Source organism: Streptomyces sp. NPDC043870 (assembly GCF_056435785.1).
Genome location: NZ_JBWKDT010000004.1, coordinates 326133 through 350328, shown reverse-complemented (window position 1 = coordinate 350328; position 24196 = coordinate 326133). Strand labels below are relative to the sequence as shown.

At 72.2% G+C, this 24196-nt stretch carries 20 protein-coding genes; 6 read left to right on the top strand and 14 right to left on the bottom strand.

All coding sequences use genetic code 11. The annotated features are described in order from the left end of the window. Position 1 precedes the first annotated feature (1 nt). Both AC0699_RS08000 and AC0699_RS07995 read right to left on the bottom strand, forming a co-directional pair. On the bottom strand, positions 2–1900 hold the full coding sequence (locus AC0699_RS08000; RefSeq protein WP_478657063.1) for a M64 family metallopeptidase: 1899 nt from the start codon (positions 1898–1900) through the stop codon (positions 2–4). A gap of 96 nt (positions 1901–1996) precedes the next feature. Next, on the bottom strand, positions 1997–3403 hold the full coding sequence (locus tag AC0699_RS07995; RefSeq protein ID WP_478657060.1) for a glycosyltransferase 87 family protein: 1407 nt from the start codon (positions 3401–3403) through the stop codon (positions 1997–1999). Between the two features lie 182 nt (positions 3404–3585). Between AC0699_RS07995 and AC0699_RS07990 the strand changes: the two genes are divergently transcribed. Continuing rightward, complete coding sequence (locus AC0699_RS07990) at positions 3586–4731, top strand: molybdopterin-dependent oxidoreductase (protein ID WP_478657057.1); 1146 nt, start codon at positions 3586–3588, stop codon at positions 4729–4731. Beyond that, the gene (locus AC0699_RS07985) at positions 4731–5192 is read left to right on the top strand and encodes a hypothetical protein (protein WP_478657055.1); all 462 of its coding nucleotides are present in this window, start codon (positions 4731–4733) and stop codon (positions 5190–5192) included. The genes AC0699_RS07990 and AC0699_RS07985 overlap by 1 nt, the downstream gene beginning before the upstream one ends. A gap of 190 nt (positions 5193–5382) precedes the next feature. Here the strand turns inward: AC0699_RS07985 and AC0699_RS07980 are convergent, their stop codons facing one another. The 9 genes from AC0699_RS07980 to AC0699_RS07940 all read right to left on the bottom strand — a co-directional run bounded on the left by AC0699_RS07980 (position 5383) and on the right by AC0699_RS07940 (position 17209). Beyond that, the gene (locus AC0699_RS07980; RefSeq protein ID WP_478657052.1) at positions 5383–6369 is read right to left on the bottom strand and encodes a D-cysteine desulfhydrase family protein; all 987 of its coding nucleotides are present in this window, start codon (positions 6367–6369) and stop codon (positions 5383–5385) included. A 37-nt stretch (positions 6370–6406) separates the two neighbouring features. Beyond that, on the bottom strand, positions 6407–6916 hold the full coding sequence (locus AC0699_RS07975) for a mycothiol transferase (RefSeq protein WP_478657050.1): 510 nt from the start codon (positions 6914–6916) through the stop codon (positions 6407–6409). Positions 6917–7068: 152 nt separating this feature from the next. Further along, on the bottom strand, positions 7069–7785 hold the full coding sequence (locus AC0699_RS07970) for a methyltransferase domain-containing protein (RefSeq protein ID WP_478657047.1): 717 nt from the start codon (positions 7783–7785) through the stop codon (positions 7069–7071). Then, the gene (locus AC0699_RS07965; RefSeq protein WP_478657045.1) at positions 7782–8405 is read right to left on the bottom strand and encodes a TIGR04282 family arsenosugar biosynthesis glycosyltransferase; all 624 of its coding nucleotides are present in this window, start codon (positions 8403–8405) and stop codon (positions 7782–7784) included. The genes AC0699_RS07970 and AC0699_RS07965 overlap by 4 nt, the downstream gene beginning before the upstream one ends. Before the next feature lie 132 nt (positions 8406–8537). After that, on the bottom strand, positions 8538–9194 hold the full coding sequence (locus tag AC0699_RS07960; protein WP_478657043.1) for a glycosyltransferase family 2 protein: 657 nt from the start codon (positions 9192–9194) through the stop codon (positions 8538–8540). After that, entirely contained in the window at positions 9191–10231 is a 1041-nt protein-coding gene (locus AC0699_RS07955) for an NAD-dependent epimerase/dehydratase family protein (protein ID WP_478657040.1), read from the bottom strand. The genes AC0699_RS07960 and AC0699_RS07955 overlap by 4 nt, the downstream gene beginning before the upstream one ends. 247 nt (positions 10232–10478) lie before the next feature. Further along, complete coding sequence (locus AC0699_RS07950; protein ID WP_478657037.1) at positions 10479–13598, bottom strand: alpha-mannosidase; 3120 nt, start codon at positions 13596–13598, stop codon at positions 10479–10481. Between the two features lie 11 nt (positions 13599–13609). Further along, on the bottom strand, positions 13610–14938 hold the full coding sequence (locus tag AC0699_RS07945; protein WP_478657035.1) for a 6-phospho-beta-glucosidase: 1329 nt from the start codon (positions 14936–14938) through the stop codon (positions 13610–13612). A 501-nt stretch (positions 14939–15439) separates the two neighbouring features. Further along, positions 15440–17209: a hydroxysqualene dehydroxylase gene (locus AC0699_RS07940; protein WP_478657032.1), complete on the bottom strand. Its 1770-nt coding sequence runs from the start codon at positions 17207–17209 to the stop codon at positions 15440–15442. 126 nt (positions 17210–17335) lie between these two features. Between AC0699_RS07940 and AC0699_RS07935 the strand changes: the two genes are divergently transcribed. Together AC0699_RS07935 and AC0699_RS07930 are read left to right on the top strand one after the other, a co-directional pair. Beyond that, positions 17336–17761, top strand: a complete 426-nt coding sequence (locus AC0699_RS07935) for a YchJ family protein (RefSeq protein ID WP_478657030.1) — start codon at positions 17336–17338, stop codon at positions 17759–17761. Positions 17762–17858: 97 nt separating this feature from the next. Further along, positions 17859–18782, top strand: coding sequence for a phosphotransferase (locus AC0699_RS07930; RefSeq protein WP_478657027.1), 924 nt, complete (start codon positions 17859–17861; stop codon positions 18780–18782). A gap of 70 nt (positions 18783–18852) precedes the next feature. Here AC0699_RS07930 and AC0699_RS07925 read toward each other — a convergent pair whose 3' ends face one another. Both AC0699_RS07925 and AC0699_RS07920 read right to left on the bottom strand, forming a co-directional pair. Beyond that, positions 18853–19302 (bottom strand): hypothetical protein, encoded by a 450-nt coding sequence (locus tag AC0699_RS07925; protein WP_478657024.1) that lies wholly within the window; start codon positions 19300–19302, stop codon positions 18853–18855. A 77-nt stretch (positions 19303–19379) separates the two neighbouring features. Continuing rightward, positions 19380–19637: a hypothetical protein gene (locus AC0699_RS07920; protein WP_453664232.1), complete on the bottom strand. Its 258-nt coding sequence runs from the start codon at positions 19635–19637 to the stop codon at positions 19380–19382. Positions 19638–19853: 216 nt separating this feature from the next. Here AC0699_RS07920 and AC0699_RS07915 point away from each other — a divergent pair, with 216 nt between their 5' ends. Further along, positions 19854–21767: an AMP-dependent synthetase/ligase gene (locus tag AC0699_RS07915; protein WP_478657022.1), complete on the top strand. Its 1914-nt coding sequence runs from the start codon at positions 19854–19856 to the stop codon at positions 21765–21767. Positions 21768–21874: 107 nt separating this feature from the next. Here AC0699_RS07915 and AC0699_RS07910 read toward each other — a convergent pair whose 3' ends face one another. Continuing rightward, positions 21875–22945, bottom strand: coding sequence for an ATP-dependent DNA ligase (locus AC0699_RS07910; RefSeq protein ID WP_478657219.1), 1071 nt, complete (start codon positions 22943–22945; stop codon positions 21875–21877). A gap of 52 nt (positions 22946–22997) precedes the next feature. Here AC0699_RS07910 and ligD point away from each other — a divergent pair, with 52 nt between their 5' ends. Then, positions 22998–24017 carry a non-homologous end-joining DNA ligase gene (ligD, locus tag AC0699_RS07905; RefSeq protein ID WP_478657020.1) on the top strand — a complete coding sequence of 340 codons (1020 nt, stop codon included), beginning with the start codon at positions 22998–23000 and terminating at the stop codon, positions 24015–24017. Positions 24018–24196: the final 179 nt, after the last annotated feature.

Genomic DNA, 24196 nt, shown 5'->3' with positions numbered 1-24196 from the left:
CTCACTCGAGCAGGGTGACGAGGAAACTCGTCGCCCTGCTGACGTTTCCGGCCGCGTCGATCGTCCGGTGCTCGACGGTGTGGGTGCCGTAGTCGGGCGTCGCGTCGTCCCAAGGCACGGCACGCGGCGTACCGAGCTTGCCGTAGACGAGATCGTCGATGACGGTGCCGCTCGGGGTGAAGCGGAACGGCGCGTCGGCGTCCGTCGGCCAGCCGTAGTACGTGTACCAGCCGTCGCCGTCCACCCGGAACTGCGAGACGACCGCCCCGGGTTGGTCGTCGGCCGCCGTCAACCGCATGGTGAACGGACCGTCATAGACGTACTCGGGCGGCCGCCCGGGCCGGTGCACCGTCCGCAGCGGCTCCGACAGCTCGTACGAACCCGCCGCCGGGGCCGCGTCCACGGTCCAGCGCAGCACGGCGTCCGTTCCGGCGATCCTGGCCGTCAGCGCGTGCGTCCCGGGACGGAGCCGCAGCGCGCCGAGGTCCAGGTCGCGGTCGTTGCCGGGGTTCGCGAGCGGGCGGCCGTCGAGGGACCAACGGACGGCGTGCGTACGGTCCGTGGGGTGCGTGGTGTCGGCGTACACGACGGACCCGGCCCCGACGGGCGTCCCGGTGGCGGTGTGGCCCGTGAAGGCCGCGGGGACCGGAGTGTGGTGCGTGCGTACGGACGTGTCGACCGTCCAGCTCACGGTGCGGGTCAGCGCGGCCGAGGCGCGGACGGCGGGGTCGCGGACGAACGGCGTCGGGTCGGTGACGGTGGCCGTGAGGGTGTGCGTACCCCGGCCGATGCCGATCCTGCGCAGATCCACGGTGCGGGCGCCGTCGGTGTGCCGCAGCGGACGGCCGTCGAGCCGCCAGACGACGTCGAGTTCGCCGCCGACCGGGTGCAGGGTGTCCACCCACACCGTGCGGTCGGCGCCGATCGGAGCGGCGTCCGGGGTGTGGTCCTGGACCAGGTTCACCTTGGCGGAGATCGCGCGGACCATCACCTCCCGTTCCACCTGGTCGAAGGCATAACCCAGGGTCTTCATGATCGAGTGCTTGCTGGGCCGCCAGACACCCTTGGTGCTGTACATCCCGCCCTCGTGCCGTCCGATCACTCCGCCCGCCTCGCTCTTCTCGCCCAGCCAGCGCCACCACTTCGCCTGCTGGTCCCGCATCTGCTGCTCGGTGAGGAGGGTGTGGTGCACGGACGCGGGCTCGCCGCCGGTGTACGTACCGCCGGGGACGCCCCGGCCGTAGTAGTCGTACTCGTCCTGGAGCTTGCCCAGCGAGTGGCCGATCTCGTGCGGGGTGATGAGAGAGGAGAGGGCATTGCCTCCGGACGCGGTGGCGTACGTGCCGCCGGCACCGCCGTACGTGTCGCTGTTCGCGAGCGCCACGATCTGGCGGTTGGCGCCCGTCGTCCCGGCGACGAGATCGGCCAGCGCGGTCGCGGCACCGCTGTCGACGGTGAGCAGTCGCTGCACGCCGGCCGGATTGCAGCCGCCCCAGAAGCCCATGTTCAGCGGGGTGTCACGGCGTGGGGCGTCCAGTGACGGGTCGCAGTCGACACCCTCCTCGGGCGAGGGCACCTCGACCGCCCACACATTGACGTACGAGCGGTACGAGGCGAACGGCTCGGTGCTCCACAGCACTTGCAGATGTTTGTCGACGTCCGCGCGGAACTCGTCCATGCCGGCGGCGGTGTAGCCGTCGCCGAGGACGACGAGATTGAAGCGCTTGTCGGCCGGGCCCGTGGTCTGGACGGGGACGACGGTGGCGTGCTCGGTCACCGGCTCGTCGGCGACGGCTTCGGCCGTCGCGGGCGGCGCCGCGCCGAGCAGACCGGAGAGGAGCAGGGCGCCCGCGGTGGCGAGCGCCGCGGCTCTGGGAAAGCGTATGCCGGAGGTGTCCATGGGGCGGGAGCGTAGGTCCGTGCCCAATGGGCCGTAAAGACAGCCGAGTTGGCCATGAAGTCGGCCCGCTGGCCGCGCTCCCCGGACCGGCCACCGCTACGACCGGATCGACTGGGCAGGGCCGGTGCTGACCTGCTCGTCGTCGCGGGAGCGTCGCCTTCGCCGCAGGACGCAGCCGGCGAGCACCGCGCCGGCTGCGACCGCGTAGGCCGTCGCGGTGACCACGAAAGAATCGGCCTCGGACTGGGCCGTGACGTACTTCGTGGCGCCGGCCATGGCCACGCCCAGCCACTCCCACCGGCCGTCCAGGGCCACCAGCGCGACCAGCAGCAGCGCGTACCACGAGTAGCCGGGCGTGAGCACCAGGAACGCGGTGCCGGTGACGAGCAGGGCGCCGCTCCACGGCCGTTCGGGATCCCCGCGCAGGAGTACCCGGCCGACGACACAGAGCATCGCGGCGACCAGAGCCCAGGCCGCCCAGTCGTCCGGCAGCACCAGCCGCAGCAGGGCGTACCGGCTGCGGGCCGAGGCGTCTTCGTACCCTTCCTCCTCGACGTAGCCGGTGAGATAGCCGAAGACCGAGCCGTGGGAAAGAAGGACGTACGGCAGATACGTCAGCGCGACGACGGCAGCGGCGGGCAGCAGGACGGCGGCCGCGTCACTCCATCGGCGTACCCCGGACAGGGCCCCGGGCAGGAGGACCGCGGGCAGCAACTTGGTGGCCGTGGCGGCGCCGAGGAGTGCGCCGCCCGCCGCCCGGTGGCGCACGACGACCGCGAGTCCGGCCACCCCGAGCAACACGCCGAGCACATCGGCATGGGCGTTGTTGACGGCTTCGAGGGGGACGGCCGGACACCACGCCCAGTACGCCGCGGTCCGCGGATCGCCACCGCGCCGCCGCAGGACCAGGAGCAGCGCGCCGGTCACGCCCACCGACAGCAGCGCGCCGCCGGTCTGGAGCGGTTTGTGCCGTGCGCCGTCGGGAGACAGCGCGTGGACCAGCAGGAAGTAGCCCTCGGCGACCGGCGGATAGATGGTGTGGACATGCGGACGGTTGATCAGGGTGCAGTGGATCTCGCCCTTCGGGCCCGGGATCCGGGCACGCTCCGGGCCCGCGCAGCCCGCGTCCGTGGGGAAGAGCCACGGATCGCGCAGCGGGGCGAGCGCCGGGTCGGCGGGCGCGTGGTCGTACGGGGAGATCCTGGCGGCCTGCACCCGCCCGTCCCAGGCGTAGCGGTACATGTCGCTGCTGGTGCGCGGGGGAGCGAGCAGACCGGTCGCGGCGACGATCACGCTGCCGCCGAGGATCAGCCCCACGGCGTGGCGCACCGGCACTCTGCGCAGACACCACACGGCCGCGGCGAACAGCAGCCAGCAGGCCCCGTACCAGCCGGCCAGCCCGACCGGGTCCGAGAAGTAGCCGTCCTTGCGGACCGTGAGGGCGAGCACGGTGGTGAGCGCGGCGAGGAGGAGGCCGGTGCCGAGGGTGCGCGGGGTGATCACCTGCTCAGCGTGGCAGTCCCGGCGCCCCGGGACCGTGCACCGGCCGCTGACGTCAGCGATCTGTAAGGTGTCAGAGCCGCCCCGGGGGGCCGGTTCGGGGGTCTGATGGAGACATGAGGTTCCGACCACCGGCACTGCGTCTGCCGGCATTGCGTCCACCGGCACTGAGGTGGCCCGCATCGATGCGGCCCGCGCTGAAGCGGCCACCCCTGCCGTCCTTCAAAGGCCGGCTGCACGACCCCCGCACCGCCACCGCCGTCGGCCGCTGGCTCGGCGTGACGATCGCGGTGTGCTTTCTGACCGGCCTGATCAGCCATTTCCTGCAGAAGCCGCCGGACTGGCTGCAGCCGCTGCTGCCGCCCCGGCCCGTCTGGGGCTACCGGCTGACGCAGGGGCTGCACGTCGCGAGCGGAATCGCCGCGATCCCGCTGCTGATGGCGAAGCTGTGGACCGTGTACCCGAGGCTCTTCGTGTGGCCGCCGGCCCGGTCGCTGCGGCACGCACTGGAACGGCTGTCGATCGGGGTGCTGGTGGCGGCGGCCGTGTTCCAGGTGTTCAGCGGGCTGCTGAACATCGTGCAGTGGTATCCGTGGCCGTTCTCCTTCGTACCGGTGCACTACGCGGTCGCCTGGGTGCTGGTGGGCGCGCTGCTGCTGCACCTCGCGGTCAAGGCGCCCGAGATCAAGGCGCACTGGACCCGGCGCTCGCCCGGGACACTGGAGCTGCCGGCGGAGGACGGGCCGGACCGGCGGTCGTTCCTGACCGGCGTCGCGGCGGCCGTCGGCGCGGTCACCGTGGTCACGGTGGGCCAGTCCCTCACCCCGCTGAAGAGCCTCGACCTGCTGGCGCCCCGCCACCCCGATCACGGCCCGCAGGGCCTGCCGGTCAACCGGACCGCGGCAGCGGCGGGGCTCGCCGCCGGGGTGCAGGCGGACCGCTGGCGGCTGTCGGTGGCCGGGCCCCGCCCGTACGAGCTGTCGCTCGACGACCTCCGGGCCATGCCCCAGCACACCGTGACCCTGCCGATCGCCTGCGTCGAGGGCTGGAGCAAGTCGGCCGAGTGGACGGGGGTACGGATCCGGGACCTGCTGGACCGGGCCGGCGCGCCGCCCGGCGCGCTGCTGCGCGTGGTGTCACTGGAGCGGCACGGCGCGTACCGGATCATGGAGATGGGCCGGGGCTACGCGCGCGACCCGCTGACGCTGCTCGCCCTGCGGCTGAACGGTGAGGTGCTGTCGCTCGACCACGGCTTCCCGGCGCGCGTCATCGCTCCGAACCGGCCCGGTGTGCTCCAGACGAAATGGGTCAGCCGGCTGGAGGTGCTGTGATGCGGGTCGTCGTGGGCGCGGTGGGCGTCGCTCTGATGGGCTTCGGCGCGTGGCTGCTGTTCGGCGCGGGCGACGTACGCGACCCGTGGGACGCGGTGGTCTGGCTGGGAGGAGCGATCGTCCTCCATGACGGACTCATCGCGCCTCTGGTCCTGGCGGTGGGCTTCCTGCTGGCGGCCCTGCCCGCGCGCGGCACGATCCGGGCGGGGCTCATCGTCTGCGGGGCGCTCACCCTGATCGCCCTGCCGCCCCTGCTGCGACCGGGCGCCCCGACGAACCCGTCCGCGCTGCCGCTGGACTACCTTCGCAACTGGCTGCTCACGCTCGGCGTCGTGGCCGCCCTGACCGCCGGGGTGCTGCTGCTGCTGCCCCGGGTGGCGCGCTCACTGTCGGGGTGGCCGGAGCGGCGGCGAGCGCGTCGTGAGGAGAAGGCCAAGAGGGTCCCGCCTTCCGGCAACTGACCTCGGACGTCAACTGTGCACTCCGGACCGAGAGGTCAACCGTGCGCTCCGGACCGAGCTGCATGAGCGCTCCTCTGTGAGCAGCGATCGCCATCCACGGCACACCCGGGCGCGGAACGGCCAGGCACGGAACGCCCGGGCACGGAACGCCCGGGCACGGGAATGCCGGGGCGCGGGGACGCCCCGAGGGTCACAAACCGGCGCTGAGTGCGCCCTCCGCCCTTGCGAGCGTCTCCGCGTGGCCGAAAAGTCCCGGCAGACCGCCCGAGTGCAGGAGGATCGTGCGCTGTCCGGGCACGATGTCGCCGTCCTCGACCGCTGCGGTCAGGCCAGCCATCGCGCGCCCGGTGTAGATCGGGTCGAGCACGATCCCTTCGGTGCGGGCCGCCAGAGTCAGGGCGGCCATGACCGGCTCGGTCAACACACCGTAACCGTCCCCGACCTGGTCGAGCCTCAGTCTCAGGGTCTCGGCCGGGCAGGGCGCGCCGGACAGTCCGGCGGCCAGTTCGGACACGGTCCGGGCAGGGTCGCCGACGGCTCCGCAGTGGACGCCGAGCACGCGCGCGGGCCCCAGCACGTCGAGCAGGCCGGCCATGGTCCCGCCGGAGCCCATCGCGACGACGACCGTGGCCAGGTCGGGGGCCTGGGCGAGGAGTTCGCGTCCGCACTCGACGTAACCGCGCGCACCGAGCACGCTGGAACCGCCGAAGGGGATCAGCGCCGGGACGGCGCCCTGGTCCCGCAGTCGCCCGGTCACCTGCTCGGCGACGGAGCCGAGCGCCTCACCGCCGATGTCACCCGCCCACACGACCTGGGCGCCGAACAGCCCGTCGAGCGCGATGTTGCCGGAGGCCGACGATCCGGGTGTGCCGGCGAGCACCAGCACGACGTCGAGACCCAGCCGGGCCCCGGCGGCGGCGGTCAGCCGTGCGTGGTTGCTCTGCGGTGCGCCCGTGGTCACCAGGACCGTGGCGCCGTCGGCCAGCGCCGCGCCGCAGAACCACTCAAGCTTGCGGATCTTGTTCCCGCCGCCGCCCAGGCCGGTGAGGTCGTCCCGTTTGATCCACAGGTCGTCCGGGCCGAGGCCGAGCGCACGGGCCAGCCGCGGCGCGGGTTCGAGCGGGGTAGGCCATGCGCCGAGCGTGGCCCGTCGGGGGGTACCGCTGTCGTCGGTCATCGTTTCGGCGCTGCTCTCCTGAAGGTGGAACGGTGTCTCAGCGGCGTTCGAGCGAGCCCCGGACGAACGCGGCCTGCCCGGCGTGCTGGAGATCGTCGGCGATGACGCTCACCAGCCGGACGCCCAGGGTCACGGGCGGGGACCACGAGTCGTCCACGACCCGGTTCAGAGCCGTGCCCTTCAGCCCTCCGACGAACGCGATGGTTTCCTCATGGACGGCGTCGAAGTAGCCGAGCAGCAGCTCGGGCGAGTCTACTCGGACCGCCGCGACCTGCTTGCGGGAGTGGCCGTAGCCGGTCGCTCCCTCGGCGAACGGCAGCCCGAAGCGGCCGACCCAGTCCTGGGAGGTCCAGATCTGATCCCGGCCGGCGGCGTCGGCCACGTGGTCGTCCTGGATGCGCGTGAGGTGCCACACCAGCCAGGCGATGGAGTTGGCACCGGGGTCGAGCCTGGCGTTGAGTTCGTCCGCCGAGAGCCCCTCGACGGCCTCGTGCACCACCTCCTGGACACGTCCGAAAGCGTCGGCGAGCACATCTGCGGAGTTCATACGGCGAGTGAACCGCGCACGTCCCCTGCGACGCGGGTCCGACACGGCGGGGATTCAGCTCCCCGAGCCCGGATCTCCGCCGTCGCGCCGTCGCGCCGTCGACCGCTCGCGCAGGACGTCCTTCTCGCCGCCGGTCCGGGGCACGTGCTTCGTCACGCGGGGAACGTAACAGCCGCCACCGGCAACGGGGTCGGGGCCGGGCGGCCACGGGACAGGCACACGAACGTACGCCCACCGGCCGTCCACGGCAGGGCGTTCGGCCACCCCGTCGCCGCCGCGTGGCGGACCAGGGCGGACAGCCCCACCCGGGCCCATGGGAAGGGGGCGCCCGGAGCTCCGTCGCCGTCGACCACCCGGACGTCCACGCGTTCGTCGACGTCGACCGGAGCGGCCTCGGCGATCAGCACCCCGTCCGGGGCGACGAGTTCGGCGACCCGGGAGAGCAGGGCGCGCGGATCGCCGCCGATGCCGATGTTTCCGTCGATCAGCAGCGCCGTACCCCAACTGCCCTCCCTCGGCAGCGGGTCGAAGACCGACCGGCACAGCGCGCTGCCACCCGAGCGGACCGCACGGGCGACCGCCGCCGGGCTGACGTCGACGCCCAGGGTCGTCCGCCCCAGCCCGGCCAGAGCGGCCACGAGCCGGCCCGGGCCGCAGCCTATGTCCAGCACCGGGCCCCGGCAGCGGTCCAGCACCGTGCGGTCGGCCGGGTCCGGGTCCGCGCACCAGCGCTCGACGTCCAGCGGCAGCAGCCAGCCGTCGGGGCGGCGCAGGAACAGCGGGCCGCGCCCGGTGCGCAGCGCGTCGTTGTACGGATCGGCCCGCCACGCCGTGGCCGCGGGGGTTCCCGCAGGTACCGTCGTCGTCATCGCCCACCCGCCCGCGCCAGCCCCGCCACCGCCGCGGCGAAGCGGCTGCCCGGCGTGGCGGCCGCCACCAGCCGTGCGTCCTCCGGCGTGTCGACGTCACGCAGCCGTGGCAGGTCGTGCACCGTCAGCCCCGCATCGACCAGCCGCCGCCGCTGCACCGCTCCCGTCTCCGGCACGGACATCGGTACCCCGGACAGCAGCCCCGGATCGGGCTCGGCCAGTCCCAGCGCCCAGAAGCCGCCGTCCTCGGCGGGCCCGAACGCGGCGCCGTCCGCGGCGAGTTCCATTCCGTGGGTGAGCAGGGCCGGTGTCACCTGCGGGGTGTCCATGCCGATCAGCAGCGCGGGCCCCGAACAGGCCGCGAACGCGGCGGCCAGCCGCTCGTCCAGACCGCCTGCCACCTGCGGTACGACCTCGAATCCGGGCGGCAGCCAGGCTCCCGGCGCGCCGTCCAGCACCAGCACCCGGCGCGCCGCCGCGGTGGCGCTCACCGCGGCCAGCGTGTCGGCGAGGGAGGCCTCGGCCAGCGTGGCGGCTTCCGCGGCGGTGTACGAGGGCGTCAACCGGGTCTTGACCCGGCCCGGGACGGGCTCCTTCGCGATGACGAGGAGGGTGGTCATGCGGCCTTCCTTGGGGGTGGGGGTGCGGCTGTTTCAGCCCGTCCGGCGATCGAGGACACGGCCGGAGGTCGTACGGGGGTGCGGGAGTCGGCTCCCGGAAGGCCGTAGGGGGGTCCGGGGCTTGCCCCCGGCTCACTCATGAAGCACCGCCCGCATGTCATGCACCGCCTGCCAGGTGCCCCGCCATGTGCCCGTCACCTTCGACCTCCCGGTTCTGGGCCGGTACGGCACATCCAGCTCCGCGACGGTCCAGCCGGCGTCCGCCGCCCGCACCACCATCTGCAGCGGGTAGCCGCTGCGCCGGTCCGTCAGACCGAGGCCGAGGAGGTCCTTGCGGCGCGCCGCCCGCATCGGGCCCAGGTCGTGCAGGCGCAATCCGGTACGGCGGCGCACCATCCGGGCCAGGGCCAGGTTCCCGGCGCGGGCGTGGGCGGGCCAGGCGCCCCGGCCGAGGGGCCGCCGCCGGCCGAGCACGAGGTCCGCCTCGCCCTGCGCCACCCGCCGTACGAGCTCCGGCAGCAGCCCCGGATCCAGCGACGCGTCGCAGTCGCAGAAGCACACGTACTCCGCCTCGGCGGCCACCAGCCCCGCCTGACAGGCCGCGCCGAAGCCGCGCCGCGCCTCGTGGACGACCTTCGCGCCGAGCGACAGGGCGATCTCCGCCGACCCGTCCGTCGAACCGTTGTCGACGACGATCGCCCGCCAGCCCTCCGGAATCCGCTCCAGGACCCAGGGGAGCGCCTCCGCCTCGTCCAGGCAGGGCAGGACCACATCCACGGTGGCGTTCACGTGGCTGCCCCCCTCAGTCCCGCCGCCGCGAACTCCGCCATGCCTTCGGCGAAACCGATCAGCGGCCGCCATCCCAGCTCGGCCTTCAGCCGTCCCGAATCGGCGGTGATGTGGCGCACGTCCCCGAGCCGGAACTCCCCGGTCACGACCGGCTCCGGCCCACCGTGCGCCGCTGCCAGCTCGGCCGCCATCTCGCCGACGGTGTGCGGTGTGCCGCTGCCCGTGTTGTACGCGGTGAGCACTCCGGGCTCCCGGCCGCGCACCGCCTCCAGCGCCACGGCGTTCGCGCTCGCCACATCCCGTACGTGCACGAAGTCCCGCCGCTGGCGCCCGTCCTCGAAGACCCGGGGCGGCTCGCCGCGCTCCAGCGCGGAGCGGAAGAAGGACGCCACCCCCGCGTACGGGGTGTCGCGCGGCATCCCCGGCCCGTACACGTTGTGGTAGCGCAGCGCCACGGCCCGGCCGCCCGTGGCCCGTGCCCAGGACGCCGCCAGATGCTCCTGGGCGAGTTTGGTCGTGGCGTACACATTGCGCGGGTCGGCCGGGGCGTCCTCGTCGACCAGACCCGGGGTCAGTTCGCGGCCGCAGTCGGGGCACCCGGGCTCGAAGCGGCCCGCCTCCAGCGCCGCGAGCGGCCGCGGCCTGGGCCGGACCCGGCCGTGGACCCGGCAGTCGTAGCGGCCCTCGCCGTACACGACCATCGATCCGGCCAGCACCAGATCGCGGACTCCGGCCTCCGCCATCGCCGCGAGCAGGACCGCCGTACCGAGGTCGTTGCACGACACGTACGCGGGCGCGTCGGCGAAGTCCGTGCCGAGGCCGACCATCGCTGCCTGGTGACAGACCGCGTCGACGCCGTGCAGCGCCCGCGTGACCACCTCCGGGTCGCGGACGTCGCCGTGGATCGGTCCGGTGTCCGTGCCGGTGCCGGAGGAGTGCCGGAGGTCGAGGACGACCGGTTCGTGGCCGCGCGCGGCGAGGGCGGCGACGACCTGCGTCCCGATGAAGCCCGCGCCTCCAGTGACGAGTACTCGCATGTCACCGACGCTACGCGGAGGATCACGTTCCACCCCTGTCGCGCGCCGCGCCGTCACAGGTCCGTAAGGACTAGGCCGTGCTCTAGAACCAGCGCCGTCCGCCCGCAGGGCGGGGCTCGCGGCGTCTGGTGCGTGCAATCGCAAGGCGGAGGACCATCCTCGTACTGGACGTACTTGGATGACTCCGACAACGCGGCGAGTGTGCGTGCCAGGCGTCGCGGGCCAGGCGGGAGTTCTAGAACACGGCCTAGGCGCGGGTCAGCCGCACCGTCAGAATCTGGAAGGGCCGCAGCGCCAGCCCGACCGTGTCGCCCTCGACGTCGAGCGGTGGCTGCTCCGGCAGAGGGCGTTCCAGCAGATCGGTGAGAACTGCTCCGACCGTGTGGAAGCCCGTGCGCAGCGTCGTCGTCGCCCGGCCGCCCAGCGACTCGTAGAGCCGTACCACCACATCGCCCGAGCCGTCGTCCGCGAGCTTCACCGCCTCGACGACCACCGCCGCACCGTCCGTCGTCACCACCGGCGGCACCTGCGATCCGCCCGGTCCCACCCGCAGCGGCAGGTTCAGCGCGTACCCCTCCGCCACCGCGTCCTCGATCGTCGCGCCCGGCAGCAGGGAGTACGTGAACCGGTGCATGCCCTGGTCGGCCTCCGGGTCGGGGATGCGCGGGGCGCGTACCAGACTGAGCCGGACGGTCGTGGTCGTACCGCCGTCCTCCTCGCGGGTCGTGCGCGAGACGTCGTGGCCGTACGTCGAGTCGTTGATCACCGCGACGCCGTAGCCCGGCTCGCCGATGTGCACCCAGCGGTGCCCGTACACCTCGAACCGGGCCGCCTCCCAGCTGGTGTTCGTGTGGGTGGGCCGGTGCACGTGGCCGAACTGGATCTCGGCGGTGGACCGGTCCGCGTGCACATCCACCGGGAATGCGGCCTTGAGGATCTTCTCCGCCTCGTGCCAGTCGATCTCGGTCTCGATGTCGACGCGGCGACTGCCGGCCCGGACGGTGACGGTCTGCACGATCCGTGAACCCCTGCCGAAGCTCCGCTCCACGCGCACCGCGCCCAGCAGCGGACTGTCCTCGGCGATCCTGATCGTCGTGCCCTCCAGCAGGTCGGTCCAGCGGCCCAGGTAGTGCTTGTCGATGTCCCAGGCGTCCCAGTAGTTGGGCAGATCGGAGTGCAGCCGCAGCAGATTGCCCCTGCCGCCGGGCGCGAGGACCTCACGGCCGGCGGCCAGGTCGCGTACGGACGTGAACGTGCCGTCGTCCGCCATCTCGACCCGTACGAGGCCGTTGTCGAGGGCCCGGTTGGTGACGGTGACGGGATGCTGCACGGGGACGTGGGCGGCGACGGGCGCGCTGCCGGACGCGGGCACCTCGACGAACACCGCCGCCGCGCCGTCGGACAGCCGTGGCAGACCCGGGTCGAGAATGGCGGCCAGCACCGCCGGGATCCGGACGACCTCGGCCCGGTCCCGCGGACCCGCGTTGTACACCCACGGCTCCACCGGCCCCGCCCCGCTCACCGCTTCCAGCGCCTGCGCGGTGAGTGCTTCCAGTTCCGTCGCGACACGCGCGTACTCCGCCTCCGCCTCCCGGTGCACCCACGCGATCGACGAGCCCGGCAGGATGTCGTGGAACTGGTGCAGCAGCACCGTCTTCCACAGCTGGTCCAGCGCCGCGTACGGATACGCGTACCCGGGAACGTGCAGTGCCGCGGCCGTCGCCCACAACTCGGCCTCGCGCAGCGCGTGTTCACTGCGGCGGTTGCCCTGCTTGGTGCGGGCCTGCGAGGTGTACGTCGCCCGGTGCAGTTCCAGATAGAGCTCGCCGGACCACACCGGGGCGTCCGGGTACTCCGCCCGCGCGGCCGCGAAGAAGGCGTTGGGATGCTCGATGACGACCTTCGCCGAGCCCTCCAGGTCGGCCAGCCTCCGCGCCCGCTCCAGCATCTCCCGGTTCGGGCCGCCCCCGCCGTCGCCGTGCCCGAACGGCGCCAGCGAACGCGTACCGCGCCCCTTGTCCTGGTAGTTGCGCACCGCGTGTGCCATCTCCCGCCCGGAGAAGACCACGTTGTACGTGTCGACCGGCGGGAAGTGGGTGAAGATCCGCGAGCCGTCGATGCCCTCCCACCAGAAGGTGTGGTGGGGAAGCTTGTTGGTCTGGTTCCAGGACAGCTTCTGGGTCAGGAACCACTTCATCCCGGCCAGTCCGGCCAGCTGGGGATAGGCCGCCGTGTACCCGAAGGAGTCCGGCAGCCACACCCCTTCCGTCTCCACCCCGAACTCGTCGAGGAAGAAGCGCTTGCCGTGGACGAGCTGGCGGGCCAGCGCCTCACCGCCGGGCAGATTGCCGTCGGCCTCCACCCACATCCCGCCGACGGGTGCCCACTGTCCGTTCTTCACCGCCTCCTGGATACGGGCCCACACCTGCGGATGGTTGTCGCGCACCCAGGCGTACTGCTGTGCCTGCGAGCAGGCGAAGACGAACTCCGGGTACTCCTTCGCCAGGGCCGTGACGTTGGAGAAGGTGCGGGCCGTCTTGCGTTTGGTCTCGCGGACCGGCCAGAGCCAGGCGCTGTCGATGTGCGCGTGGCCGACCGCCGACAGGGTGTGCGCGCTGGCGTGGGCGGGCCGGGACAGGGCGGCTGCGAGGACGTTACGTGCGGCGGCGGCCGTCCCGGAGACGTCGTCGAGATCCAGGGTGTCCAGCGCCCGTTCCAGCGTGTGCATGATCTCGTGGCGGCGCGGCTCGTGCTCGCCCAGCTCCAGCATCAGTTCGCGCAGCACCTGCATGTCCAGCGACAGCTGCCAGACGTCCTCGTCCAGTACGGCGAGATCCGCGCCGGCGAACGTGTAGAGAGGGTCGCTGCCGGCGGTGCGCTTGTCGCCCATCGGGGTGGGGCGGCGGAAGTGATCGGCGAGGATGTCGGGGTTGGACGCGGCCTCGACGAGGAAGGCGACCTGCTCGCCTCCTCGGGCGGGGGAGGCGATGGGGACGTACTGGTTCTGCGGATTGACCGCCTTGACCGGGGTGCCGTCCGGCAGATGGACGAGTGCCTCGGCCTGGTTGCCCGGCCAGCTGCTGACGAAGCCCAGGTCGAACCACGCCTCCACACGGCGTCCCGCCCAGTCCGCGGGCACCTCGCCGCGCACCCGGAACCAGGTCGTGCCCCAGGGCGGACCCCACGGCGTGCCCGTCGCGAACGGCTCGTACACCGCCTCCCGCGCCTGCTCGAACGGCACCGGCTCGTCCGGCACCTGCCAGGCCTCGACGGTCAGCGGCACGGTGGCGGAGTGGATCAGCGGCCGGATGCGCTGCTCCAGGACCCGCTCGACGCGCTGTTCGATCCTGTGGCGTTCGTCGTGCATCTGACTGACACCTACTTCCGGTTGAGATAGGCGAGGCCCGGGTGCACGCCCGTATAGCCGTCGAGGAGACGGCGGGCGACGGTGACGGAGTCGACGAGGGGATGCAGGGCGAAGGCCTTGACGGCGGTGGCGCGCGAACCGCTCTCCGCCGCGGCGAGGACCTCCCGCTCGACGGCCTTCACCGAGGTGACCAGGCCGGCCGCGTGAGGGGGCAGCGGGGCGACCGCGCACGGATGGGCGCCGTTCGCGTCGACCAGGCACGGCACCTCGATCACGGCGTCCTCGTCGAGCTCCGAAAGGGTCGTGCGGTTGCGGACGTTGAGGATGAGGGTGGCCCGCTCGTCACGGGCGATGGCGCGCATGAGCGCGAGCGCCACCTTCTCGTAGCCGCCGGACCCGAGGTCGGCGGCGGCCCGCTCGCCCGCGCCCGACGCCTCGCGGCCCAGCGCCATGTACGTGGCCTCGCGCTCGGCGCGGGTCAGCTCCCAGCGCTTGAGGGAGGGGTCCGCGTAGAAGGCGGCCTGCTGGTCGCGGAGGAACTCGCCCCGCGTCCGCTCGGCCGTCCGGTACGCCTGCACCGTCTCCCGGTTGAAGTAGTAGTAGTGCAGATACTCGTTCGGGATCGCGCCCAGCGAGCGCAGCCACTCGGCGCCGAAGAGCCTGCCTTCCTCGAAGGAGCCGAGGGCCTCGGAGTCGGCCAGCAGCTGGGGGAGTTCGTCCCGGCCGGCGACCCGCAGACCGCGCAGCCAGCCGAGGTGGTTGAGCCCGGCGTAGTCGATCCACACCTCGTCGGGGTCCGCGCCGAGGACGCGCGCGACGCGCCGGCCGAGCCCGACGGGGGAGTCGCAGATCCCGATGACCCGCTCGCCCAGCAGCCGGGACATGGCCTCGGTGACCAGCCCGGCCGGATTGGTGAAGTTGATGACCCAGGCGTCGGGCGCGAGCGCCGCGATCCGCCGGGCGATGTCCATGGCCACGGGCACGGTCCGCAGCCCGTACGCGATTCCGCCCGCGCCGACCGTCTCCTGGCCGAGCACCCCCTCGGCGAGAGCCACGCGCTCGTCGGCCGCGCGGCCCGCGAGTCCGCCCACCCGGATCGCGGAGAAGACGAAGTCGGCGCCGCGCACGGCGTCGTCCAGGCCGGTGGTGACGGTGACCGCCGGCGCGTCCGGGATCCCGGCGGCCTGTTCGGCGAGCACCGTGGCGACCGCGGCGAGCCGGGCGCGGTCGGGATCATGGAGGGTGACGTGGGTGATCCGGCCCTCGGCGTGGTCGCCGAGCAGTGCGCCGTACACCAGCGGCACGCGGAATCCTCCGCCGCCGAGAATCGTCAGCCTCATGCCCCGACCGTCCTCATGCCGTCCGCCGGTGTCCGGTGTATTTCTCCTGCCCAACGCTGTCACCTTTGGGACGTTCGCGCGAGAACCAAGGAGGCCTCGGGCAGTGCCCATTGCGGCGACGCGATCACCGCGTGACCGTTGGATTCTGTCTGATTCCGGTGGATACTGTCGGTTTCCGTCGGGTGACTCCCGGCCTGGCCGAGGGGACCCTTCGATGACCTTCAGCGTTGCCGTACGACCCTGGGAATCACCCGAGCTGACCGGCTGGCTGCGGCTGCCCATGAGGTCCTCATCGCCGAGATCGACGGCACCGCGGTCGGCGTCGGCAAGGACTCCCACCTGGCGAGCGAGTTCGACATCACCGGCGCCGCCCGGCCGGGGGAGCGGCACACCCCCGACGAGATCCAGGCCGGGTACGCCTACCCGCGGGGGGCGCAGCTGAGCCGGGCCACTCCCCGCAGCCGGACACACCACCGTGTGGTCGCGAGCCCGGCCGGCACCTCAGCCCAGGTCGAACACGTTGCGCAGCCCCAGCCGGTAGCGGGTGCGGTCGTGGCGCTTGAGGTGATCGAACTCCGGAGCGCGGAACAGGGGCTTGATCGTGCAGCGCTCGGCCGGTGAACCGATGCGATCGAGGAGGGCGTTGACCGCGGCGCGGGCCGAGGCGTTGGCGCCCTCCATCGTCGCCAGGTCGATGTCGACGGCGACGTAGTCACCGGAGAGATAGAGATTGGGGACCTTCGAGGCCGCCGAGGGACGGTTGTGGAACGTGCCCACGGGGTGGATCAGCAGCTCGTCGTCGTTCGTGGGGTGCGGGGTGCCCAGGCCGTCCACTCCCGGGTCGAGGAACCAGGAGTGCAGAGCGCCGTCCTTGAGGACCGTACGGCCGGTGTCGTTGAGCGCCGCCTTCAACTGCGCCCACACCTCGCGGGCGACCTGCTCGCGCGTGCACTGCTTGGCCGTCTTCCCGTAGAGGATGCCCGGCCTGTCCCACTCGGAGATGTCCACGGACACGCAGTCGACCGCCACTCCGTCGCCGTAGTCCTGCGGGAATTCGCGGTGCGGCCAGTGCTCGGCCTGCTGAATGGCGGTCAGGGACCAGGGGGAGTCGATGCAGTTGAGATGGCCGTGCAGCAGCGGTGCCTTCTCCGTCAGATAGAACTGGATACCCGTCATCCAGTCGGTCTCGAGCCTGTCGCAGCGGGCGAGCTGTGGATCCGCGGCCCGCAGCGCCGCTCCCCAGGTGCGCCGGGCGTGCTCCACCGGTATCGCCGAGACGTAGTGGTCGGCGGTGACCGTCCGCCGCGCCCCGTCGGCATCCTCCATGACCGCCCCGGTGATCCGGCCCGAGCCGTACGCCAGCTCGCGCAGCGTCCAGCCGACCTTGAACTCCACACCCAGCGAGCGCAGATGCCCGACCCAGGGATCGATCCAGGCCTCATTGGTCGGGGCGTTGAGGATCCGGTCCAGCGGACCGTCCGCACCCCGCCCGAGCGCGTTGAACACGAACGCCTCCAGCAGCGTGGCGACCGTGCGCGTACTGGCCTCCTCGGCCTTGGTCGCCACGATGTTGCGGGTCAGCCCGATCGCGAGGATGCGCTGGTAGTCGTACGACATCTCCTCGGCGCGGATGAAGTCCCACCAGGGGGTGCGCTCCCAGGCCTGGTCCCGCCGCTCGTCGCAGCTGGTGAGGAAGACCAGTCCGCGGTTCACGAAGTACGCCGTCTCGTGCAGCGGGATGCCCAGAGCCGTGTCGAAGAACGCCGTGAGGGCCCGGCGGATCTCGTCGAGGGTGAGCTCGGCCGGGCGGTGCCCGGGCCAGGGGAGCGGGATGCGCAGATCCTCGCGCCCGGTGCGGGCGAAGGACATCTCGGGCGGCGCGACGAGGTTGTCCCAGACGCCGTTGGCGTTGCCCGGGAAGGGGATGCGTCGCATCGTGTCCGGCAGGTTGTGGTAGATGCCCGGGATGAAGCGGAAGCCGTGCTCGGCGGGGAGGGGGCGGCGCCCGCCCTTTCCGGTGCCCGGTACGTCCATGCTGCGGGCCTTGCCGCCCAGCGCTCTGCGCTCGTACACCGTCACGCGTAAGCCGCGCTCGGCGAGTTCATGAGCCGCGGTGAGCCCCGCGACGCCGCCGCCCAGGACGGCGACCGAGGGCGAGGGTGAGGCGGGCGCCGCGGCCGCCGTCCCGTTTCCGGTGGTGAGCGCCGCGGCGGATCCGGCCGCCGCGGCCCCTGCGATGAAGGTGCGCCGTGTGGTGCCCGACCGATCCATGCCCAGCCCCCTACTCGACGGTAACTGTCACGTCCGGCGCAGGAGCATACGGTCGGCCCCACTGACCCGGAACCCGCATGCGGGCCCATTCACCAAGCGCGACACACGGCGCGAGACAATGGAGCCATGCCCCGACGTACCGCCCGCCCCCAGCAGCCCACCGTCACCGCCGAGTCGCCCTGCCCCTGCGGGCTGCCCGCCTCGTACGGTGCCTGCTGCGGCCGGTTCCACACCGGACAGGCCGCCGCCCCGACCGCCGAGCTGCTGATGCGCTCCCGGTACAGCGCCTTCGTCGTCCGAGACGAGGCGTATCTGCTGCGCACCTGGCACCCCGCCACCCGGCCGGCCTCCGTCGACTTCGACCCCGGCATGCGCTGGAGCGGTCTGGACATCCTGGACACCGCCGACGGCAGCATGTTCCACACCACCGGCACGGTCACGTTCGTCGCCCGCTACACGTACGACGGTGAGCCCGGCGAACTGCACGAACGCAGCCGCTTCGAGCGCCACGACGGCGCCTGGGTGTATGCGGACGGTACGTTCGAACAGTGAGCGGGGGAGCGTCGCGGGCCCAACGGGACCGACCGGACAGGGCCTGGCACGAAAACACCGTTGTGGCCCGGTCCCCGGCGCGTCTACGGTCCCGATCATGTTGCCTGTGGTCGAGACGGACGACGAGTGGGCCGCGATCGTCCCCGACGAGACGGTCATGCGGCCCGGCGCGGAGGATCTCTGCGCCCGCCTCGGACTGGCCGGAGCCCCGCTGACCCGCTTCACCGAAGGGTCACAGCCGGTCTACGCGGTCGGTGACGAGCACGTTCTCAAGCTCTTCCCCGGGACGGCCGCGCAGGACGGCATCGCCGAGGGACGGGTCCTGACCCACCTTCAGGGCCGACTGCCCGTCCCCACCCCTCGGGTCCGTGACTTCGGCCCGTACGAGAACGGCTGGCACTACGTCCTCATGTCCCGACTCCACGGCGAAGGCCTGGCCGTCGCCTGGGAGCGCATACCTCGGGCCGACCGGGAGCGGATCGTCGCCGAGGCCGGCGAAATCCTCGCCGCGCTGCACGCGCTCGACCCCGGGCCGCTCGCGGACGTCCTCGGCCCCGGCGACTGGGGGGCGTTCGTCGACCGGCAGCGCGCGGGCGCCGTCGAGCAGCAGCGCCGGCACGGGCTGCCGGAGCCCTGGCTGGAGCAGATCCCCGGTTTCCTCGGCTCGGTGGCGCTGACGCCGGACCCGCAGCACTGCCTGCTGCACACCGAGTTCATGCGCCAGCACCTGCTCGCCGACCCGGACGGATGGCGGCTCACCGGGCTCTTCGACTTCGAGCCCGCGATGATCGGCCACCGGGCCTACGACTTCGTCGGCGTCGGCCTTTTCGTCACCCGCGGCGACCCGCACCTGATGGGCCGGTTCGTCACGGCGTACGGCCGCACCTTCGAGCCGGCCGAGCTCCTCGCGTACACGCTGCTGCACGTGTACAGCAATCTGCCCTGGTACCTGCGCGAGCTGCCCGCGCCACCGGAGCCGACGCTCGAGTCCCTCGCGCAGCAGTGGTTCGGCGCATGTTGATCGGACCGGCCCTGGTGGCCGGGGGCGGGCCCGACCGGTGAGGAGGGAGTCAGACGCCCGGACAAGGGACTCAGGCGCCCGTCGTCGATCCGGGCCGCACGATCATGAGTACGGTGACCGTCGCCCACAGAAGGTTGAACATCCCGGTGTACATGGCGAGCCGCTTGGTGTCCGCGATCTCGGCAGGACCCTCCAGGACGGCGCTCTGCCGGGGCAGCACCAGCGCGGCGAGCACGGCGGCGGCCGTCGCGGTGAGCACCATCGACACGATCAGCCAGGTGTCCCCCAGCACATGCAGGCTGTTGGCGGTCGCGAGTCCGAAGACGGGCACGACGACGCCGACGAGTGCGTACACCCGGCAGACGCGGTGGAGATTGCGGAGAACGGCACGCGCCCGGTCGTCGCCGGGCTCGGCCATGACACGGCGCGCGGCTGCGGGGAACATGCTGGCCGCCACGGTCACCGGGCCCACGGCGACGATCGCGGCCAGGACATGGACGATGAGGAGGATCTTGGTCACGGGGCGACGCTAACGAGAGCCCCGCCACCCCTCACAGCGGCAGGAGCGCCAGAGTTCAACGGGTTCCTGCCAGCCGGTCAGCGCGCCCCGCCGGGTCGCACCACCAGCCCCGGGTTGTACGCGGCCAGCACTTTGTTCGCCCTGGCCAGCGCCGCGAGGGCGTGCTCGCGGTCCGCCTGGTCCTCGCTGCAGAAAGGTGCCCGGAACCGGAGGGCCTCGCGCGCCGCGCACTCGGCGTCGATCTCCGCGTGCAGGATGCCGACCGGCATGCAGGACCCGATGAGGGCTGCGACGCCGTCGGGAATCGGGACGGGGACAAGGTTCGACGCGGTCACGTGAGGTCCTTTGCTGATGTTGCTCCGGGGTCGCCGGGCATGGGTGGTGTTCTCCCTCTATACGTACCGGATGCGCTTCACCGTTCGTCAGCGGGTCCGTCTCTGTGCCGCAACCGTTCCGGAACCGACCGTTGATTTCGCCTTACGCAAGAGTAGGTTGATCTCCCGGTAACTCTCGGTAAGTCCGACGTCGCACCCGCGGAACAGGAGCCGACCATGGGCGTACGCAAGAATCTCAAGAAGGCCAAGCAGCGCGCTGACCTGGCAGATCGTGCCGCGGTCGAGCTGATCAGGGAGGGCGGGACCGTGCGTGAGGTACGTGCCGCCCGGCTCGCGCGGCCCGCCGCCTCCGGATCGACGGCCGACATCCCCTTCGTGAACGCCGAGGAAGCCCCCGACGCCGTCGTCCTCAGGCGCAAGGAGTCCGGCGCCTGGCGGACCGTCACCGCGGCCGAGTTCGCCCGCGAGGTCGCCGCCGTCGCCAAGGGTCTCATCGCGGCCGGCCTGGAGCCCGGCGGACGGGTCGCGCTGATGTCCCGCACTCGTTACGAATGGACCGTCCTCGACTTCGCGGTCTGGGCGGCCGGCGGCCAGTCCGTACCGGTCTACGCCACCTCGTCGGCCGAACAGATCGCCTGGATCCTGCGCGACTCCGGCGCCCGTCTGGTCGTCGTGGAGAACGACGACAACGCCGCGACCGTCGCCGAAGCCGCACAGGAGCTGCCCGAGCCGCCGCCCGTCTGGCGCATTGACGACGGAGCCCTGGACCGGCTCACCCGGCTCGGCCGCGACACCCCCGACGAGGAGATCGCCAAGCGGCGCGCCGCACTCACGCCCGACACCATCGCCACGCTCTGCTACACATCCGGAACCACCGGCCGTCCCAAAGGCTGTGTGCTCACCCACGGCAATCTGCACGCCGAGGCCGCCAACATGGTGGAGCTGCTCCACCCCGTGTTCAAGGAGGTCACCGGTCAGACCGCCGCCACCCTCCTCTTCCTTCCCCTCGCGCACATCCTCGGACGCACGATCCAGGTCGCGTGCCTCCTGGCGCGCATCGAGCTCGGCCACTGCCCCAGCATCAAGCCCGCCGAACTCCGGCCCGAACTGCGCCAGTTCAAGCCGACCTTCCTCGTCGGAGTGCCGTATCTCTTCGAGAAGATCCATGACGCCGGCCGCGCCACGGCCGAGAAGATCGGGCGCGGCTCGTCCTTCGAACGGGCCGACCGGATCGCCGTACGCTTCGCGGAGGCGTATCTCGACCGGTTCATGGGCCGTGGCAAGGGCCCCGGCGCCGGGCTGTACCTCGCCTGGGCGCTGTACGACCTGCTCGTCTACCGGCGGATCAGGAAGGAGCTCGGCGGCAGGCTGCGGTACGCCATCAGCGGCGGCTCACCGCTGGACCGCGCGCTGAACCTGTTCTTCTACACCGCCGGGATCGTCGTCTACGAGGGATACGGCCTCACCGAGACCACCGCGGCGGCCACCATCACCCCGCCGCTCGGCCCCCGCCCCGGGACGGTCGGCCTGCCCATACCCGGCACCGCCGTACGGATCGCCGACGACGGGGAGGTCCTCATCAAGGGCGGCATCGTCTTCGGCTCGTACTGGAACAACCCAGCGGCCACCGCGGAGGTGCTGCGCGACGAATGGTTCGCGACCGGCGACCTCGGCAGCCTCGATGACGAGGGCTACCTCACCATCACCGGCCGGAAGAAGGACATCCTGGTCACCTCCGGCGGCAAGAACGTCTCGCCCGCCGTGTTGGAGGACCGGCTGCGCAGCCGCCCGCCCGTCGGCCAGTGCATCGTCGTCGGGGACAACCGGCCCTTCGTCGCGGCGCTCGTGACACTCGACCCGGAGGCCGTGCAGCACTGGCTCGCCGTCCGCGGACGCCCCGTGGACACCCCGCTCGACAGCCTGCGCGACGACCCGGACATGATCGCGGACGTGGGCAGAGCCGTCGAGTACGCCAACAAGGCCGTGTCCCGGGCCGAATCGATCCGTGAATTCCGTATCGTCGCGGGCGAGTTCACCGAGGAGAACGGCCTGCTGACACCGTCGCTGAAGATCAGGCGGCACGCGGTCGCGGCCGCGTACGCCACGGAGATCGAGGCGCTCTACGGCTGAAGGGGGCTCCGGCCCCGGCCCCCACGGCTCCGGCCCCCCACGGCTCCGGCCCCCCACGGCTCCGGCCCCCACGGCCCGGGCCCGCTGCCGGACCCGTGGTCCGAAGCTCAGCCGCCCGACCCCGACAGCACCTCCGAGAGGTCGTACCGCACCGGCTCCTCCAGCTGGGTGTACGTACAACTGTCGGGGGTGCGGTCGGGGCGCCACCGCCGGAACTGCGCGGTGTGCCGGAAGCGATCGCCCTCCATATGGTCGTAGGCGACCTCCACGACCCGCTCGGGCCGCAGTGCCACCCACGACAGATCCTTCTTGCCCGACCAGCGGCTCGGCGCACCGGGCAGCCGGGCCGACTCGTGCGCCGCCTCCTCGGACCACCGCGCCCAGGGATGGTCCGACACATCCGTCATGCGCTGCGGCTCCAGCTCGGCCACCAGTTCCTCGCGCCGCTTCATCGAGAACGCGGCGCACACGCCCACGTGCTGGAGTGCGCCCCCGTCGTCGTACAGGCCGAGCAGCAGGGAACCGACGACCGGCCCGCTCTTGTGGAAGCGGTAGCCGGCGACGACGACATCCGCGGTCCGCTCATGCTTGATCTTGTACATCAGCCGGGTGTCGGGGCGGTACGGAAGGTCGAGCGGCTTGGCGATCACCCCGTCGAGCCCGGCGCCCTCGTATCGCTCGAACCACTCCGCGGCGACCGTGGTGTCCGTCGTGGCCGGTGCGAGATGTACGGGGTCACGGGCGCCGCCCAGCGCCTCGGTGAGCGCCGCCCGCCGGGCGGCCATCGGGGTGTCCAGCAGCGACTCGTCGCCGAGTGCGAGGAGATCGAAGGCGACAAAGCTCGCCGGGGTCTTCTCGGCGAGCATCCGCACCCGCGAGTCCGCCGGATGGATGCGCTCCGTGAGCCGGTCGAAGTCCAGCCGTCCCTCGTACGCGATCACGATCTCGCCGTCGACGACACAGCGCTCCGGGAGATTGTCGCGGAGCGAGACCACCAGCTCCGGAAAGTAGCGGGTGAGCGGCTTGCCGGTGCGGCTGCCGATCACCACCTCGTCACCGTCCCGGTGGACGATCGCACGGAAGCCGTCCCACTTGGCTTCGTACTGCATCCCGGGCGGGATCTTCGCCACGGACTTGGCGAGCATCGGCTTCACGGGCGGCATCACCGGCAGATCCATACGGCGATTGTCCGGTATGCGGGCCGTCGCGGCACGGCCTACGCTGGCGGGCATGGCCGGAGCGGTGGAACTGGAAGTGGGGGAGCGGACCGTCCGTGTGTCCAACCCCGACAAGGTGTACTTCCCCGAGCACGGCTACACCAAGCTGGACATGGTCCAGTACTACCTCGCCGTCGGCGAGGGCATCACCCGAGCCCTGCGCGACCGCCCCACGACACTGGAGCGCTACCCCGACGGAGTGACCGGCGAGTCCTTCTTCCAGAAGCGCGCCCCCAAATACCTCCCCGACTGGATCCCGACCGCCCACATCACCTTCCCCAGCGGCCGGTCCGCGGACGAGATGTGTCCCACGGAGCCCGCCGCCGTCCTGTGGGCCGCCAACCTCGGAGCCGTCACCTTCCACCCCTGGCCCGTGCGCCGCGACGACACCGACCACCCCGACGAACTGCGCATCGATCTCGACCCGCAGCCCGGCACCGACTACGCCGACGCCGTGCGCGCCGCCCACGAACTGCGTGTCGTCCTCGACGAGGCAGGCCTGCGCGGCTGGCCCAAGACGTCCGGCGGACGCGGACTCCATGTGTTCGTACCGATCGAACCGCGCTGGACCTTCACCCAGGTCAGGCGCGCCGCGATCGCCTGCGGCCGGCAGCTGGAGCGCCGGATGCCCGACCAGGTCACCATCAAGTGGTGGAAGGAGGAGCGCGGCGAGCGGATCTTCGTCGACTACAACCAGACCGCCCGCGACCGCACCATCGCCTCCGCCTACTCCGTCCGCCCCCGCCCCAACGCCCCGGTCTCCGCGCCCCTGCGCTGGGAGGAGATCGACGACGCCGTGCCGGAGGACTTCGACATCAAGACGATGCCCGCCCGGTACGCCGAAGCCGGCGATGTCCACGCGGACATGGACGACCACCGCTTCAGCCTGGAGAGCCTGCTGGAACTCGCCCGCCGCGACGAGGCTGAGCACGGGCTCGGGGACCTGCCGTACCCGCCGGAGTACCCGAAGATGCCGGGCGAGCCGAAACGGGTCCAGCCGAGCAGGGCCAAGAAGGCCAAAGGCGAGGACTGACCCCGTCCAGGGGTGGGGTTCACAGGGTTCACCGCTGTCAGTGGTGAACCGGACACGCGCTGGGGGGGGGGGGGGGGCCCCCCCCCCCCCCCCGCCCACCACCCGGGCGGAGCCCAACTTTTCCTGTTTCCCCCCCCCCCCCCTTTGTTCTTTGTTGGGGCCGGTCTTCCCCCGGGAAC

Coding starts and splice junctions, on each gene's coding strand:
- AC0699_RS08000 (WP_478657063.1), bottom strand. CDS start 1,900: ATGGACACCTCCGGCATACGCTTTCCCAGAGCCGCGGCGCTCGCCACC.
- AC0699_RS07990 (WP_478657057.1), top strand. CDS start 3,586: ATGCGGCCCGCGCTGAAGCGGCCACCCCTGCCGTCCTTCAAAGGCCGG.
- AC0699_RS07985 (WP_478657055.1), top strand. CDS start 4,731: ATGCGGGTCGTCGTGGGCGCGGTGGGCGTCGCTCTGATGGGCTTCGGC.
- AC0699_RS07980 (WP_478657052.1), bottom strand. CDS start 6,369: ATGACCGACGACAGCGGTACCCCCCGACGGGCCACGCTCGGCGCATGG.
- AC0699_RS07975 (WP_478657050.1), bottom strand. CDS start 6,916: ATGAACTCCGCAGATGTGCTCGCCGACGCTTTCGGACGTGTCCAGGAG.
- AC0699_RS07970 (WP_478657047.1), bottom strand. CDS start 7,785: ATGACGACGACGGTACCTGCGGGAACCCCCGCGGCCACGGCGTGGCGG.
- AC0699_RS07965 (WP_478657045.1), bottom strand. CDS start 8,405: ATGACCACCCTCCTCGTCATCGCGAAGGAGCCCGTCCCGGGCCGGGTC.
- AC0699_RS07955 (WP_478657040.1), bottom strand. CDS start 10,231: ATGCGAGTACTCGTCACTGGAGGCGCGGGCTTCATCGGGACGCAGGTC.
- AC0699_RS07950 (WP_478657037.1), bottom strand. CDS start 13,598: ATGCACGACGAACGCCACAGGATCGAACAGCGCGTCGAGCGGGTCCTG.
- AC0699_RS07945 (WP_478657035.1), bottom strand. CDS start 14,938: ATGAGGCTGACGATTCTCGGCGGCGGAGGATTCCGCGTGCCGCTGGTG.
- AC0699_RS07940 (WP_478657032.1), bottom strand. CDS start 17,209: ATGGATCGGTCGGGCACCACACGGCGCACCTTCATCGCAGGGGCCGCG.
- AC0699_RS07935 (WP_478657030.1), top strand. CDS start 17,336: ATGCCCCGACGTACCGCCCGCCCCCAGCAGCCCACCGTCACCGCCGAG.
- AC0699_RS07930 (WP_478657027.1), top strand. CDS start 17,859: ATGTTGCCTGTGGTCGAGACGGACGACGAGTGGGCCGCGATCGTCCCC.
- AC0699_RS07915 (WP_478657022.1), top strand. CDS start 19,854: ATGGGCGTACGCAAGAATCTCAAGAAGGCCAAGCAGCGCGCTGACCTG.
- AC0699_RS07910 (WP_478657219.1), bottom strand. CDS start 22,945: ATGGATCTGCCGGTGATGCCGCCCGTGAAGCCGATGCTCGCCAAGTCC.
- ligD (WP_478657020.1), top strand. CDS start 22,998: ATGGCCGGAGCGGTGGAACTGGAAGTGGGGGAGCGGACCGTCCGTGTG.